The sequence below is a fragment of the Streptomyces sp. NPDC102462 genome (genome assembly GCF_044765425.1).
Classification (GTDB): domain Bacteria; phylum Actinomycetota; class Actinomycetes; order Streptomycetales; family Streptomycetaceae; genus Streptomyces.
Genome location: NZ_JBIWKB010000004.1, coordinates 193,475 through 208,768 on the forward strand (window position 1 = coordinate 193,475; position 15,294 = coordinate 208,768).

Genomic DNA, 15,294 nt, shown 5'->3' on the forward strand with positions numbered 1-15,294 from the left:
CCGGGTGCCTGAGCCTGTGCGCGCCGGGCGCGTCGCCGACCCAGACCGGCCAGTGAGTTTCAGTCCGTGAGCAGGGACAGGTACGGGCCGAACTCCGATGCCAGGGTCAGGCGGCCCAGTTTTTGGTATTCGCGTTGTATCGCGTGGATCAGGTTCGCCATCGTCACCGGTCGGCCCGACTCGGCGGACAGGTACGCGGCCGTCACCGCCACCGAGCGGATGTTGCCGCCCGACAGTTCGAAGGACTGTGCGCAGAAGTCCAGGTCCAGGCCGGTGGCGCCGGGGAGGATCGGGGCCAGACAGCGGTCCCAGAGGGCGCGGCGCTGGGCGGTGTCGGGCAGCGGGAAGTCGATGACCAGGTCCAGGCGGCGGGTGAACGCGTCGTCCAGGTTGGCACGGAGGTTGGTGGCGAGGACGGCGAGACCGTCGAAGGTCTCCATCCGCTGGAGGAGGTACGCGCTCTCGACGTTGGCATAGCGGTCGTGCGCGTCCTTGACCTCCGAGCGCTTGCCGAAGATCGCGTCGGCCTCGTCGAAGAGCAGGACGCCGTTGATTCCCGCCGCTTCGGAGAAGATGCGCTCCAGGTTCTTCTCCGTCTCGCCCACGTACTTGTCGATGACCGTCGCCAGGTCGACCGTGTACAGGTCAAGGCCCAGATCCGCGGCGATCACCTCGGCCGACATCGTCTTGCCGGTGCCCGAGTCGCCCGCGAACAGGGCCGTCACGCCCCGGCCCCGGCCGCCGCCCGGCCGCATGCCCCATTCCCCCAGCACCCGGTCGCGGTGGCGGGCCCGGGCCGCCAGCTCGCGGAGCTGGGCGTGCGTGTCGGCGGGCAGCACCAGGTCGGACCAGGTCACCGCGGGTTCCGTGCGGCGGGCCAGACGGTCGAGGCCCGCCGCGTTCTGCGAGCGGGCGCCGGCGCGTATGTGGTCCGGGCGGAGCGTGCCGCCGTCCAGCGTCGCGGTCTGGGCCGCGGCGCGGGCCGCACGGGCGATCTGGTCGGGGGCGAGGAGGAAGGGGGAGAGGACGTGCGTCACGTCCAGGCCCGGGGGGAGGGGGCCTGGGTACGCCGCCGTCCACAGGGCCGCCCGTGCCCTGGGCTCGACGCGCGGCGCGTGCAGCAGCAGGGGCGGGCGGCTCGACCAAGCCGCGTCCCACGGGACTCTGCCGACCAGAACCGCGGGGACCGCGACATCCGTCACCGCGCGGATGATCTCGATTCTGTCCGGTTCCCGGGTCAGCGCGTCCAGGGGGGCGCACACCAGCGCGCAGGACGTGAGCTTCGCCTCGCGGGTCAGGATCCGTATGGCTTCCGCGGGGTTCACGTCACGGGCCACTCGGTCCAGGTCGACGGCCAGCACGCCGTGGCCCGCGCGGGCGGCAGCGGCAGCGGCGAGTGCCGAGCCCGCACCGCCCTGTTCCTCGCGGAGATATGCCAGCGGCACACCGGTGGCCAGGGCGCGGGCCAGCGGAGCCGGGTCGCCGATGCCCGGCTCGGCCCCGGCCGCCACGCCGGGCCGCCCGCCGGCCGCCGGACCGAGTCCGGTACCGGTGCCCGCCAGGGGCTCGACGGCGGGCGTGAACTGTCGCGGCACCAGCAGGTCCACGATGCGCGCATCCGTGGTGTCGTCACCGAGGAGATGGGCGGTGACCCGGTCGGGGACGCGCAGGGCGCGGGCCAGGAAAGGGCGATCGGGTTCCTCCACCAGCAGGAGGCCGCCCGCACGCAGCGGGGCACGCGGGGACAGACGGGAACGCGCCGCCGCGTCGGCGGGCGACAGGCCGCACAGGCCCAGCGCGAGGCCCGTGGTGGGGCGGCGGCGGGTGACGTCGTCGTTGAGGTAGCCGTAGAACTGCTCGAAGCGGTCGTCCAGGTCCGGGAGGAGGGCGATCAGCAGGATCTCTACGTCCAGCGGTGAGAGGCCGAAGTCGTCGGCGAGGGTGCGCAGCCGGGTGGGACGGCCCGTCGCCTCCGCCGCGTCGGCGCGTGCCTCCGTGTCCGCCAGGAAGCCGGCGTCCGTGCTGTCGGGAGCGGTGACGGCGAACGTACGGGGGCCCGCGTCCAGCAGCCGGCGGACGGCCTCGTCGCTCAGGTACAGGCCGCGGAAGGCGTCGTCGGGGGCGGGGTCGTCCTGCTGCCGGCCGTGGACCGCCCGCCGTACGCGTTGCTCGACGAGGATCGCGCGGTCGAGCAGGTGGCGCAGGCTCCCGTCCCGGGCGGCCGGTTCCACCCGTTCGGTGGGGGCCGTCATTCCGGGTGTTCTTCCGCCACACGCGACGCTATGCCGCCCCTGCGCGCCCCGTACACCGGCAGGGTCGCGCCGCCCGGTGTGCGCTGCGCCGGCGCGGTGGGCGGCGGCTCGGCCGGGGGCCGCTCGCCGAAGCCGAGCCGCACCCCTTCCTCGTCCACCTGCGGGCCCGCCGGGTAGACCGGGGACTCGGTGACCGGCACGCTCACCACCAGGTCGAGCGACGGCTTGAGTTCTCCGCCCAGCGCGCTCCACACGTCGGCGAACGACCGGTCCTCGGGCGGCGGCAGCGCGACCGTCATGGGGACGGACACACCGATCTCGCCCAGTGTGCCGGTGAGGCGTTCGGCGGGCAGCGCCTCGTACCGCAGGAGGCAGGACAGCAGCGACGAGAGCAGCCGGTGTTCGTCCTCCGGGCGTTTGGTCCACGCGGTGATGAGATACGACAGCTTGAAGAACCGGGGCGGGCGGCGCCTGGCCACGACGGCGCCCTGCTCGTCGTACTCGTTCAGCAGGCCGCGCTCACGGCGGCGCATGTCCTCCCGGATGTCGTACAGGTACAGGTTGACGGTGGGGGCGTTGACCTTGGCGGCCCAGTCGCGGGTGGGGGCGTCGAAGACCACCGTCACCTGGCCGCCCGCCAGGACGTCGGCGCGGAACAGCGCGCGCAGTGCCTCGTCGACCTCGTGGATCACGGCGCGCCCCTCACCGTCGGCCCGCGAAGTCCGGCGGCTGGAGGCTGCGGCGCACGATCAGTACGTCCTCCTCCGGCCGGTGCAGCCGCTCCAGCGCCGGCACCCGCGCGCGGAGCACGCGCGGGCCCAACTGGTCCTTGCGCAGGACCGGCACCTGCGCCTCGAATGTGCCGTCCCGGCCGACCCGTACGGGCGACTGCGCCGCCGTGATGCCGCGGCTCCAGGTGAGGGCGACCGTGCGGCCGGGCGGGAAGTCCTCGCCGCGGGCCAGCACCACGTCGCCCGGCCGGGCCACCGCCGGGGTGACGGTCAGTTTGGGCCGCAGGACGCGGAGCGGCGCGGTGGCGGTGTTGTCCGCCCGCCGGGGGTCGCGCGGTGAACCGGTGACCGATGCGCGGACCTCGCCGCGTAGGGCGGTGTCGTAGACCGCGGTCTGGGTGACGGTGACGCGGCTGCCCGGCGCGATGGTGCAGGGCCTGGCACGGGTGCAGTCCGAGAGCGCGGACAGTGTGCGGTCGCCGGCGCGGTCCCCCTGGGGCCAGGCGGTGGTGAGGACGACGTTCCTCGCGGGCCGCGGCCCCGTGTTGGTGAGGACGAAGTCGGCGCGTGTGGTCAGGCCCGTGTACGCGGTGGCGGGGGTCACGACGGCCCGGACGGCGATGTCCGCCTCGTTCGGCACGGGGGCCGCGGTGACCGTGAAGGCGGCCGTGCCGGTGCCCGTGTTGCCGGACGAGTCGGTCGCCGTGCAGGTGACCCGGGTGGTGCCGACGGGGAAGAGCGAGCCGGACGCGGGATCGCAGGTGACGGGCAGGGTCCCGTCGACCGTGTCCTCGGCGGTGGCGGTGAAGTCGATGACCGTGCCGTCGCCGTCGGTGGCCTGCACGGTGCGGTCGACGACGGTGACGACGGGAGCGGTCACGTCCTCGACGGTGATGGTGATGTGCTGCTGGTAGTCCTCGGGGACGGCTGCGCCGCCGACACGACCGGCTCCGTCGCGACCGTCGCCCCGGTCATCGCTTCCGTCGCTTCCGCTGTCTCCGCCGCCGTTCTGCCGGCCGCCGTCACCCTGACCGCCGTCCTGGCTGCCGCCGGCGCCGGCCGTGGCGCCGCCCGTTCCGCCGTCGCCGGCCCCACCGACCGTCCCGGTGACCGCCCCGCCGACGGCCCCGGCGGCCGATCCACCGCCCGCCGCCCCGCCGCCGGGTGAACCGCCGACCGACGAACCGCCCTCGGGTGAACCGCTCACGGAGGAACCCCCGTTCGTCTCACCGCCGCTTCCGTCGCTCGCGCCGTCGCCGCAGCCCCCGGAGCCCCCGATGAGGCCGCCGAGCAGCCCGCCGATGAGCCCTCCGCCGTCGCTGCCGAGACCGCCGATGCCGCCGATCACCGACCCGGCGACGGCTCCGCCGTCACAGTCGTGGGCTCCGTCAGAGCCGTCAGAGCCGCCCGTCACGGCACCGACCGTTCCCCCGACGACCCCTCCGCTGCCGCCCCCGTCGGTGCCACCGGCGGTGCCGACGACGGTTTCGGAGGCCGAGGCGTCACCCCCGGGAGCGGATCCGCTGCCGGAGGCCGATGTGCCGGGGCCGACCGGTCCGTCGAGCGCGTCGCCGGGGGAGACCCGTCGGCTGTCGAAGGCGCGGGCGGGCGGGACGTCGAGGGGCGGGTCCCCGCCCGGTGCCTTGCCGTCCAGCAGGAACTGGACGGTGCAGCTCAGGGTCATGCCCTGCGGAGCGTCGTCCGCCACCGTGATGCTCTCCTTGAAGGCGGCGACCTGACCGCTGGTCACCTGCCGGACGGCAGGGCTCAGGGCGACGGTGAGCGCGGGATCGCAGCCGATCGTCTGGTGGCTGACGGTGGTGGGCAGATTGGTCAGGCCCGCGGCGATCGTGTCGGCCACCTGGCCCGGGTCGATGTCCTGGAAGAGACGGCCGCCGGTGGCCTCGACCACCCCGGTGGCCTGGTCGGGCTCGTGGGTCGGCTCCCGGTTCTCGTCGGGGCCGTTGCCGTTGTCGCCGTTGCCGTTCAGACCGTCGCCCAGGACGGTCTCCACATCGACCGCGATGACCCGGGCACCCACGTTCTGCAGGGCGTTGACCGCGTCGGTGAGCGTATGGCCCATGCTGGGGTCGTGGCTGGACGCGTCGCCGACGAGGACCACGACCGGGCTCGCGTTCTCCCGGAAGCCTCCTGCCGCCCCGTTGCCGATCTGCCACAGCGCGTTGATCCAGTCCTCGGCGGGTCCCGGGCTGTAGCCACCGCGGGTGGCGTCGAGGCGTTCGACCCCGGCCCGTACGGCCGTCAGGTCGTCCGTGAGTTGCTGCAACACCGTGAAGACCCGGTCGCCGTCGACCTGCTGGTCGCCGTACGTCGCCACGGCGAAACGGGAGTCGGGCTGCTCCTGGCGGACCCGGTCCGTGATGGTTCCGAGGTCCGCCTGGACCCCCTCGATGGTGGTGTCCATGCTGCCGGTGCCGTCCACCAGCAGCACGATGTCCGGCCGCGGCGGCACCACGGGCGTGCTGACCTCCTTGTCGACGGTGAGCGAGTCGCCGGGGGCGAGCGGCTCGTCCACCACGGCGGGGGTCACCGCCGACCCGGGGACCGCGGCCGGCGCACCGCCCGCGACACCCGTGACCCCGGTGACGGCCGCGACGACCACCAGGAGCAGTACGGTGGTCAGCACGCCGACGGTGAAGACGGGCGGCCGGGCGACGGCGGCCGGGCCCGGCAGGCCGTGGCGCCGGACTCCGCGGGCAGGGCGCAGCGCCCCGCGTACGCCGTGCACGAACCCCCGTACAGAAGCCACTGAACACCCCACGGTCACGATCGGCGACTCGGACTGCCACCCTCGCGGGTCGGCCGTGTACCACGCAGCGGGGCGCGAGCCAGTCCTTCGGGAAGGACCGGCTGCCCCTTGGGGCACCGCGCGGTGCCGGGCGACACGCGACGGCACCGCGGGCCGTACTCAAATCAGCCCTTGGCGCAGTGCATAGGCCACCGCGTGCGACCGGTTGCGCAGATTCAGCCGGGTCATGATGGAATGCAGGACGTTTTTGATGGTCCGTTCCGAATAGGACAGTTTCACCGCGATGTCAGCGGTGTCGTACCCCTCCGCGACCAGTCGCAGCACCTCGATCTCGCGGGCGGTGAATCCGGTGAGGTTCAGCCCGTGGGGCGCGAGCACCTGGCCCTGGAGTCTGCCGACCTGTTGCAGCAGGCTGCCGAGCAGGTCGGGCGGCACCCGGCCCTCGCCCCTGGCGACCGAGCCGATCACCTTGACCAGGCGTTCCGGGGTCGCCTCGGCGCGGCGGACGACCCCGACGAACCCGCACTCGGCCGCGTTCACCAGCTGCTGCTCGTCGATGTGGGTGGTGACCAGTACCCCCCGCGCGGTACTGGTCCGCTGGATCTGGCGCAACACGCGTAGCGCGACATCGTCGAGGACGTCGAGGACGACGACCACCACCTGCGGTACGTCCGTGTCGTCGCGTTCGTCCCAGTCGATGACCCTGACTTCCGGGCGAGCGCGTAACTGGCTGGACACTCCGGCCTGTGACACCGGGTCCTGGGCGCGCAGCGCCACCGTAATACGATCTCCGTTCGTCTGTATCAACGTCGCTCTCTCCCCTCGGGCGACTGCGGGAGAGCTCCGGCGAAATATGGTTAGATCATGGGGACGGGTCCACATTTCATTCACATGGGTCTCCCTTTACCGAGTAACCACAGTAATGCCCCTGATTACCCAAGGGAATTGGCCGTGACTCAACGGGCATCGGGATTGCCCGAAAGTGTTCCTGAGTGGCCGGTGACCGTATGTCACACCGGACCTTACGGTGCGCCGCATGACTGTTTCGGCGAGCGTGGACGAGTCTTCCGTCACCGTTGAGCCCGGGGGTGCGGCAGAACTTCCGGTGCGGGTGCTCAACTCCGGGACCACCGTTGAGGAGTGCAGGTTCGAAGTGGTGGGGCCGTGCGCCGAATGGACCACGGTGGAACCGGAGAGTCTGTCGCTCTACCCGGGCGCGTCCGGCACCGCCACCGTCACCCTGCGTCCGCCGCGCAGCTCACAGGTGAGCCCCGGGGAGACACCCCTCGGACTGCGCGTGGTGCCGACGAGCGAGCACAGCGAGACGGCCGTCCTCGAACGGACCGTGACCATAGGGCCGTTCACAGAGGTCACCGCGGAGCTGGTGCCACCGGGGTCGAACAGCCCGTGGCGCGGACGGCACAAAGTGGCCGTCGACAACAGGGGCAACACTCCCGTCACGGTCGATCTGACCGCCCGGGCCGCCACCGAACGCGCTCGGCTCGTCTTCAGCCCGGCCGAACTCGAAGTACCGCCCGGCCAGGCCAAGTTCACCGCCCTGGCGGTGCGCCCCGCCAAGCGTCTGTGGCGCGGCACGCCGATCACCCACCCGTTCCAGGTGGCGGTGACACCACGGGTCGCGGAGGGCCAGGACCCGTACCAGCCGGTGGTCCTCGACGGCTCCTACGAGCAGCAGGCCGTCCTGCCCCGCTGGCTGCCCCGCGCCCTGGCCGTGGCGGTGCTGGTGGCCGCGGCCGTGGTCGGGCTCTGGTACTCGGTGCTGCGGCCCACGGTACGGTCGGCCGCGCGCGAGGCGATCACTCCGCAGGCGGTCGAGTCCGCGCTGCGGGAAGGGAACCGGGATCCTGACGGAGCGGGCGGCACGGGGGCCGGCGGTCAAGGGCAGCAGGGAGATTCCGGCGGCGGTGGCACGGCAGGGGCGGGCGGCAACGCGTCCGCGTCACCGGGCAGTTCCGCGACCGGGGAGCCCGGCGGGAGCGGCGGGGCCGGCGGATCCGGGACACCGGAGAGCGCCCGGGTGCGGGTGCGGGACGCGGTGGGCGGCGGCGCGACCCGGCGCACCGCGTACGAGGTGCCCGCCGGCCGCACCTTCGAACTGACCGACATCGTGATCCAGAACCCGCAGGGCGACGCGGGCACCCTGGTCGTCTCCAGCGACGACGGACCGCTGCTCACACTGGCGCTGGAGAACTTCCGGGACTCCGACTACCACTTCGTCACCCCCATCGAGGTGCGCTCCGGGGGAAGGGTCACCGTCTCCGTCAACTGCCGGCGGGTGGGGCGGCCGGTCGGGGCCCCGGCGCCCTCCCAGTGCTCCGAATCGCTGTTCCTCGGAGGCAAGATCTCGGAGCCCGCGCAGGCCGCCGGCTGACCGGTCCGCCCGGCCGGCCGCGGCCCGGTCACCCCTCCGGAGTGGCCTCCTCCTCTTCCTCCGCCGCGCCCTCCGTGGCCCGTTGCACGAACGAGCCCTGCACGTCCGCCGGTTCCTCGTCCTCGTCCGCCGCCTGACGCTGCACCGGGGCGGCGGTCGCGGACGGCACCGCCACGGCGGTCTGCGCGGACACGGGGACGGACGAGTCGGCGGCCGGGGCGGGTGCGTCGGGGGACGGAGCCGGGGCGGACATGACGCGCTCCGCGTTGGCCGACGCCTCCCGCTCGAAGCGGTCCGACGGATCGCTCACCCGGATCCCGCCGGGAGCCTCGGTGCCGTCCACCGGACCGGAGCGCTGCTGGATCACATGGGTCAGCTCATGGGCGAGCGTGACCCGCCCCTGATGCGAGGACGGGTCGTAACTGTCCCGCTGGAACACGACGTTGTCGCCGACCGTGTAGGCGTGGGCGCCGACCTCCTTCGCCGACTCGTGCGCCGCGGAGCCCGTATGCACCCGCACGGAGGAGAAGTCGGCGCCGAGCCTGGCCTCCATGTCCGTACGGGTGTCGGTGTCCAGTGGCTGCCCGCCGCCGGACCCGATCACCTCGTGGACGCCGGAACGCCGCTCGCCCCGCTCCGCGGCCTCAGGTTCGGCATCCTCGGGCTTGCGTTGGAGCGCCGAGCGGGCGGCCGTGTTGCCGACCGTCCGTTGCAGGGTGCTCATCCCGGCGGGCCCGAGCACGTCCGTACGGCCGGTGGCGGCTGCCGTCAGCATGTGGGCGAGCCCGGCAGGCGGCTGGGCGGACCCGTCGGCGGACGACCCGACGGGGGCCTCGGAGAAGGTGTCGGAGTTGCCCTTCCTGGTCGCCCTGAGCGATGCGTCGTGCTCGTGCTCGCCTTCGTGTCCCTGTTCGTACATGCCCATGCGCCGCTCCCCGCGGAATAGCAGAATGCCGAACGTCCCCTCGATGACACGTGGCGCCCCACGGATGCCTTGGACGACACTCGTGCGACGCCCCCGCATTCCCTTCCAGCGTCGCCGGGGCACCGGCCCGCGTCCAGCCCCGTAACCATCGGGTACGGGCAGTGCGGACTGCACCTTCGGGCAACGCCTTCGGGTTTCGATCGCGGCGTCGGTGCAACACGTTCAGGTGTGCCCGGACGGCGGTGGACATCGAGACGTCGGCCGCCGGTGAGCCGCCGGCGGACCGTGACCGGCAGGGAGGAACGATGGATCACTCGCGCGTACCCGTACTGGAGGCGTTGCAGGAGTTCCGGCGGCGTGGAGACGTGGTCTACGGCCCACCGGGGCACAAGCAGGGCCGCGGCGTGGATCCGCGGGTCGCCGACGTCGTAGGGCTCGACGTGTTCCGCTCGGACGTGCTGTCACTCAACGGACTTGACGACCGCCGTCAGTCCCAGGAGATGCTCGGCCAGGCGCAGGATCTGATGGCGGACGCGGTGGGAGCCGAGCGTGCCTTCTTCTCGACCTGCGGCAGTTCCCTGTCGGTCAAGACCGCCATGCTGGCCGTGGCCGGTCCCGGCGAGAAGCTGCTGGTGTCCCGCAACGCGCACAAGTCCGTCATCGCGGCCGTCGTCGTCAACGGCGTGGAGCCGATCTGGGTACATCCGAAGTTTGACGCCGGGCGGCACCTCGCTCACCCGCCGGAACCCGACGACGTACGCCGCCGTCTGCGGGAACACCCGGACGCGAAGGGCATGCTGCTGATCACCCCCACCGACTGGGGCACCTGCGCGGACGTGGCGGGCGTCGCCCGGGTGTGCCACGAGTTCGACGTGCCGTTGATCGTGGACGAGGCATGGGGCGCGCACTTCCCGTTCCATCCCGAACTGCCCGCCTGGGGCATGGACGCCGAGGCCGATCTCGTGGTCACCAGCGTCCACAAGATGGGCGGCGCCATCGAGCAGAGCTCCGTCTTCCACCTCCAGTACGACCGGGTCTCGCCCGAAGTGCTCAAACAGCGGGAGGACCTGCTGGGCACCACCAGCGCCTCGTCCCTGGTGTACGCGACCCTCGACGGCTGGCGCCGCCAGATGGTCGAACACGGGCATGTGCTCCTGGACGCCGCGCTGTGCCGCGCCGAACGCGTACGGTCGGCCGTCGGCGACCTGCCAGGTCTGCGGCCCATGGGCCGGGAGGTCGTCAAGGAAGGACTCGCCGCCGACGTCGACCCCCTCAAGATCGCCATCGACGTACGCGACCTCGGCATCACCGGCATGCAGGCCGCCGAGTGGCTGCGGGCGCACCGGCACGTGGATGTCGGCGGCTCCGACACCTGCCGGATCAACGCCTCCCTCACCCACGCCGACGACGACGAGACCGAGGAAGTGCTGCTCGGCGCGCTGCGCGCGCTTGCCGACAGCGCCGACTCCATTGAACGGCAGCCTCCCGTCCGCCTGCCCGCGTCCCCGGCCCTGGAACTGGAGCAGGCGCTGCTGCCGCGTGACGCGTTCTTCGCCCCGGTGGAGCACGTGCCCGCCGAGCACGCCGCGGGACGGATCTCTGCGGAGACGATCAGCCCGTACCCTCCGGGTGTTCCGGTCGTCGCTCCCGGCGAGGTCGTCACCGACGGGGTACTGGACTACCTGCGCAGCGGTGTCGACCACGGGGTCCTGATCCCGGACGCGGCCGACCCGACGCTCAGGACGCTCCGCGTGGTGGCGCGGACCTGACGAACACGTGCGCGCCCGTGCCCAGTTGGCGTCGACTCACATCTCGCCCGGTCCACAGCAGACGCCGTAGGAGGCGGTCCGGCCGAACAGCGGGTGCGCGGCCTGCTCGCCGAACTCGAGGTTGCGGTCCCCGCGTGAGCGCTGCGCGCGGCACGGCCGTGGAACGGGTCGGCGGAAGATTGGTCATCTGCTGGTCTCCCGCTCACCGTTTACTGGGCTGTCTCTCGACAGCGGGTTCCTAGGGTCGTGGTCGTCCCCCGGAGGTCCGGTTCCGCGGACCTCCGAACCCGCGAGTTCCCCAGTGTTTGGAGACACCCTGATGCGTGCTCTGCCCCGTCGCGCCGTGCTTGCCGCTCCCGCCGCCGCGCTGATGTTCGCGCTGGCCGCCTGCGGCGGTTCGGACTCCGGCTCCGACACCTCCAGTGCCGCGGACACCCAGCAGTCGGCACCGACCGCGGCCGGCGCCGGGGCGGCCGGTGAGGCCGGCGGTGACACCGACGACAAGAAGGAGCCGCCGCTGACCGGTGACATCAAGCAGAAGGCCGAGGCCGCCGCGCTCGCCGCGTACCCGGGCACAGTCGTCAAGTCCGAGCAGGACGCGGAGAAGCCCGGCATGTACGCGGTGGAGGTCAAGCAGGCGGACGGCACCTCGATCGAGGTCTACCTCGACACGTCCTTCAAGGTCACCGACACCAAGCAGGAGGGCACCGAGGAGGCCGCGGACGCCGGCTGACGGACACGGCCTGAGCCGCAGGGGGAGCCTGATGCCGAACGCACCCGCACACGCCTCTGCCTCGGACGGCGAGCAGACGACGATCCTGGACGCGGTGCCCGGCGCACCGGCCACGGCCGGCTACGGGGGCCGCTTCGCGGAGGACGCCTTCGACTACCCCTCGCCCGACGCCACGACCGGGCCGCCCGAACTGCGCAGCCTGGCCGCCTCGTTCACCCGTACCGCGACCCTGCTGCAACAACTGCTCAAGAACCAGCAGGCGTTCGCCTCGGAAGCCTCCCACCAGCTGAAGACCCCGCTGACCGCGCTGCGGCTGCGCCTGGAGAACTTCGAGCCCTACCTCGACCCGCGCGCCCACGGCAGCCTGGAGGAAGCCGTCGGCGAGGTGGAACGCCTCGGCCGCATGGTGCAGGGGCTGCTCGCCCTGGCCCGGCTGGAGAACACCGCCACCGTGCCCGAACCCGTCGACCTGGACGCCGCCCTCGCCGACCGGGTCGCCATGTGGGAGCCGCTGGCCGCCGAGCAGTACGTCGCCATCGCCATCACCGGCCCGCCCGTCGGCCGGGTGTGGGCGATCCCCGGGGCGCCGGCGCAGATCATCGACAACCTCCTCGCCAACGCCCTGCGCGTGTCCCCGGCCGGCACCGGCATCACCCTCCACCGCGTACCGGGCGGCGAACTCCACGTCGTGGACCAGGGACCCGGCATGAGCGAGACCGAACGCGCCCGCGCCTTCGACCGCTTCTGGCGTGCCTCCGACTCCCACCACGACGGCACCGGTCTGGGCCTGCCCATCGTCCGTCACCTCGTCGACGCCTCCGGCGGCACCATCTGTCTGCGCCCGGCGCCGGGCACCGGTCTGGACGTCGTCGTGCGGCTGCGTCCGGTACCCGGCCGGCCCACGCACGCCGGCCGGGCACCCCGATCGATGTCGGGCGGCCGATGAGTTCGCGTGGGTGGCACGGCCACCACTGGACCGCGCCGGGTCAGTGCCTCAAGGTCGCGTTCGCCGGCCGGTGTCTGTGCCCCGTTCCGCAGGCCGCTGCCGATCAGGTGCTGAGCGGCGGGCAAGCCGAACTGGTCTGCCCACGCGTCGTTCTCACGCAGGAGCCCGTCCTTGAAGTCGTCGGCGGGCACGGAGCGTTTGGCCGCTTCGATGACACCGTCGGGCAGCGCGGCGATGTTGCGACCGACACGGTCGACGTACGCGTCGAGTTCCTCGGCCGGCAGGGCCCGGATTCCCGCGGTCTCGACGGCCGCGAACGCCATGTCCGCCGCGGCGACGAACTCCGCCCCGCCGCCACGGGCCTTCCCGGCGAGCTTGACGATGGTCACCTGGGGCTGGTGGCGGATGAGTTCGCCGACGGCCTGGAACACGTTGACGTCCTCCGGTGCCGACGCGGCAAGCTCCTCGTTGGTCATGAAGTGCTCCATCGGTTCTCGCAAGGCATGTAGGTTTGCAATGCATACCTACGGTCGGCGGCGCCGATCGGTTCGTGAAGAACGCACTTCGGGAGCACCAAGGATCATGAAGGACACCGACCCGCACGGCGTTGACGCCACACCACGTGTCGTCTTCCAGGCGAACTGCCCGAGCCGGCCCATCCTCGACCAGATCGCGGACAAGTGGTCGATGATGGTCATGGCGCTGCTGGAGCGGCCCACCCGGTTCAATGAGCTGAAGCGCGGCTTGGAGGGTGTGACGCAGCGTGTCCTCACCCAGACACTGCGCCGCCTTGAGCGCAACGGCATGATTCAGCGCAAGGTGCTGCCGACCTCACCGGTCGGCGTCGAGTACTCGCTCACCCCGCTGGGCGAGTCCCTGCGGGAGCCGTTCGGGCGTCTCTACGACTGGACCGTCGAGCACAGCGAGGAGATCCAGAACTGCCAGCGGGCGTACGACGGCAGGACTGACGCGTAATCCGCCTGTTCACCACGGATGGACACAGGCCCAGGCAGCCGGACGCCGGCGGGCGGTGCCGGGTCAGTCGACCTCGGTGAGATTGCCGGCTGCCACGTCGAAGACGAAACCGCGGACCCGGTCCTTGTGCACGAGGAAGGGGTCCGCCTTGATGCGTGCGATCGACTGCCGCACGTCCGTGTCCGGATCGGCGAACGCCTCCGCCGCCCACGGCGGACGGATCCCGGTCTCCTTCTGGATCGCGTCCTTGAACGCGTCGTCGGTGAAGGTCAGCATGCCGCAGTCGGTGTGGTGGATGAGGATGATCTCCTCGGTGCCGAGCAGTCGTTGGCTGATGGTGAGCGAGCGGATCTCGTCCTGGGTGATCACGCCGCCCGCGTTGCGGATGACATGGGCCTCCCCGTCCTTCAGACCGAGCATCGCGTAGACGTTCAGCCGGGCGTCCATGCAGGCCACGACGGCGACCTGCCGGGAGGGAGGCATCGGGAGCGGGCCGGAGAAGTTCTCGGCGTAGCGGGCGTTGTTGGCCAGCAGTTCATCGGTCTCGGACATGACGGACCTCGGTTCTCTCGGGTGGCGGACGGTGCGGGAGACGGCGCGTGCGCCCCGGACGTCATGGGCCGTGGAGCGCGGTCACACGTCCCGGCGACAGAACCCGTCGAAGAGATGGACGCGACGCGAGGGCCCGAGGCCCGTCAGCGTGGCGGCGAGGGTCTGCATCACTCCAGTGAACCCGCCCACGCCTCGGGTCGGCAAGCGCAGGAGCAGACAGCGGCGCGCCCGCCGCCACCGACGGCGCACCCTTGAGCGGTCCTGAGCCGCCTCCGCGGGGCGTCCGGGCCGCCGGGACGCGATTATTGCGGCTTCGTGAAAGAAGGCTCGCGGACGGCACGATCGTACGACCCTGCTGCATACAGTCGTATGCACCCGGCCGCGGCCGGCCCGTTCCACCCGCATCCGATCCCCGGAGACACCCCCGCCATGGAACAACTCACCTGGCAGAGCCCCGCGATCCCCGACGGCATCGCCGCCATCCGGTCCCGTTCGCCGTTCGTCTACGGACTGACCAACTACGTCGCCGCCAACCTCAGCGCGAACGTGCTCCTGGCCGTCGGCGCCGGACCCGCCATCGGTGCCGCGGCCGACTTCCCCACCGTCTTCCCGGCCGGTGCCGGCGCGGTGTGGATCAACACGGCAGCGCTGGTCAGCAACCCGGCCGAACCCGTCACCGACGCGGCTCGCACCGCGCACGAGGCCGGCACCCCCTGGGTCCTTGACCCGGTGGCAGCCGGCGCGGGCGCCGGCGAGTACGACGCGTTCGTGACGGCACTGCTCGGCCTCCGGCCCACCGTGATCCGCGGCAACGCCAGCGAACTCGTCGCCCTCTCCGGCGGCGACAGCACCGGCAAGGGCGTCGAGACGACCCTCTCCTCCGAGGACGCGATAGGCGCCGTCGAGGAACTTGCCCGGCGGACCGGCGCCGTGGTCGCGGTCAGCGGCCCCACCGACTATCTGACCGACGGCACCCGCACGGTCGCCGTGCCCGGCGGCGACGCCCGGCTCACCCAGGTCACCGGGGCCGGATGCAGTCTCGGTGCCCTGATCGCCGCCGCCCTCGCTGTCGTCCCCGACGCGCTCACCGCTGCCGCCATCGCCCATGTCGCCTTCGCCACCGCCGCCGAGCGGGCCGGCGCCCGGACCCGCGGAACCGGCTCCTTCGCGGTCGCGCTCCTGGACGAACTGTCGCTGCTCGGCCGGTGACGGCTCCGCAGCCGCCCGGCACGCCGGAACGACCGTACGA

General features: G+C 72.4%; 12 protein-coding genes. 6 read left to right on the forward strand and 6 right to left on the reverse strand.

From position 1 onward, the window contains the following. Window positions 1-59: 59 nt before the first annotated feature. The 4 genes from ACIRFL_RS05840 to ACIRFL_RS05855 form a co-directional block, all read right to left on the reverse strand. Complete coding sequence (locus tag ACIRFL_RS05840; RefSeq protein ID WP_404024290.1) at window positions 60-2,252, reverse strand: ATP-binding protein; 2,193 nt, start codon at window positions 2,250-2,252, stop codon at window positions 60-62. Next, complete coding sequence (locus tag ACIRFL_RS05845) at window positions 2,249-2,944, reverse strand: DUF4255 domain-containing protein (RefSeq protein ID WP_404024292.1); 696 nt, start codon at window positions 2,942-2,944, stop codon at window positions 2,249-2,251. Before ACIRFL_RS05845 ends, ACIRFL_RS05840 begins: the two co-directional genes overlap by 4 nt. Window positions 2,945-2,954: 10 nt before the next feature. Continuing rightward, a complete protein-coding gene (locus ACIRFL_RS05850) occupies window positions 2,955-5,753 on the reverse strand; it encodes an HYR domain-containing protein (RefSeq protein ID WP_404024294.1) in 2,799 nt (932 codons plus the stop codon). A 159-nt stretch (window positions 5,754-5,912) separates the two neighbouring features. Then, complete coding sequence (locus ACIRFL_RS05855; RefSeq protein WP_404024296.1) at window positions 5,913-6,530, reverse strand: LuxR C-terminal-related transcriptional regulator; 618 nt, start codon at window positions 6,528-6,530, stop codon at window positions 5,913-5,915. A 259-nt stretch (window positions 6,531-6,789) separates the two neighbouring features. On the opposite strand from ACIRFL_RS05855, the gene ACIRFL_RS05860 reads away from it, so the two are divergent. Further along, window positions 6,790-8,145: a hypothetical protein gene (locus ACIRFL_RS05860; protein WP_404024298.1), complete on the forward strand. Its 1,356-nt coding sequence runs from the start codon at window positions 6,790-6,792 to the stop codon at window positions 8,143-8,145. A gap of 28 nt (window positions 8,146-8,173) precedes the next feature. Here the strand turns inward: ACIRFL_RS05860 and ACIRFL_RS05865 are convergent, their stop codons facing one another. Next, window positions 8,174-9,070, reverse strand: a complete 897-nt coding sequence (locus ACIRFL_RS05865) for a DUF4157 domain-containing protein (RefSeq protein ID WP_404024301.1) — start codon at window positions 9,068-9,070, stop codon at window positions 8,174-8,176. A 305-nt stretch (window positions 9,071-9,375) separates the two neighbouring features. Here ACIRFL_RS05865 and ACIRFL_RS05870 point away from each other — a divergent pair, with 305 nt between their 5' ends. The 4 genes from ACIRFL_RS05870 to ACIRFL_RS05885 all read left to right on the forward strand — a co-directional run bounded on the left by ACIRFL_RS05870 (window position 9,376) and on the right by ACIRFL_RS05885 (window position 13,493). Further along, window positions 9,376-10,839, forward strand: a complete 1,464-nt coding sequence (locus tag ACIRFL_RS05870) for an aminotransferase class I/II-fold pyridoxal phosphate-dependent enzyme (RefSeq protein WP_404024302.1) — start codon at window positions 9,376-9,378, stop codon at window positions 10,837-10,839. A 319-nt stretch (window positions 10,840-11,158) separates the two neighbouring features. Beyond that, window positions 11,159-11,572 carry a peptidase gene (locus ACIRFL_RS05875; RefSeq protein ID WP_404024304.1) on the forward strand — a complete coding sequence of 138 codons (414 nt, stop codon included), beginning with the start codon at window positions 11,159-11,161 and terminating at the stop codon, window positions 11,570-11,572. Window positions 11,573-11,603: 31 nt separating this feature from the next. Further along, a complete protein-coding gene (locus ACIRFL_RS05880; RefSeq protein ID WP_404024306.1) occupies window positions 11,604-12,518 on the forward strand; it encodes a sensor histidine kinase in 915 nt (304 codons plus the stop codon). Between the two features lie 582 nt (window positions 12,519-13,100). Next, a complete protein-coding gene (locus ACIRFL_RS05885) occupies window positions 13,101-13,493 on the forward strand; it encodes a winged helix-turn-helix transcriptional regulator (RefSeq protein ID WP_404024308.1) in 393 nt (130 codons plus the stop codon). A 63-nt stretch (window positions 13,494-13,556) separates the two neighbouring features. Here ACIRFL_RS05885 and ACIRFL_RS05890 read toward each other — a convergent pair whose 3' ends face one another. Next, the gene (locus ACIRFL_RS05890; RefSeq protein ID WP_404024310.1) at window positions 13,557-14,045 is read right to left on the reverse strand and encodes a beta-class carbonic anhydrase; all 489 of its coding nucleotides are present in this window, start codon (window positions 14,043-14,045) and stop codon (window positions 13,557-13,559) included. A gap of 429 nt (window positions 14,046-14,474) precedes the next feature. Here ACIRFL_RS05890 and thiM point away from each other — a divergent pair, with 429 nt between their 5' ends. Continuing rightward, entirely contained in the window at window positions 14,475-15,254 is a 780-nt protein-coding gene (thiM, locus tag ACIRFL_RS05895) for a hydroxyethylthiazole kinase (protein WP_404024312.1), read from the forward strand. The last annotated feature ends 40 nt before the right edge of the window (window positions 15,255-15,294 follow it).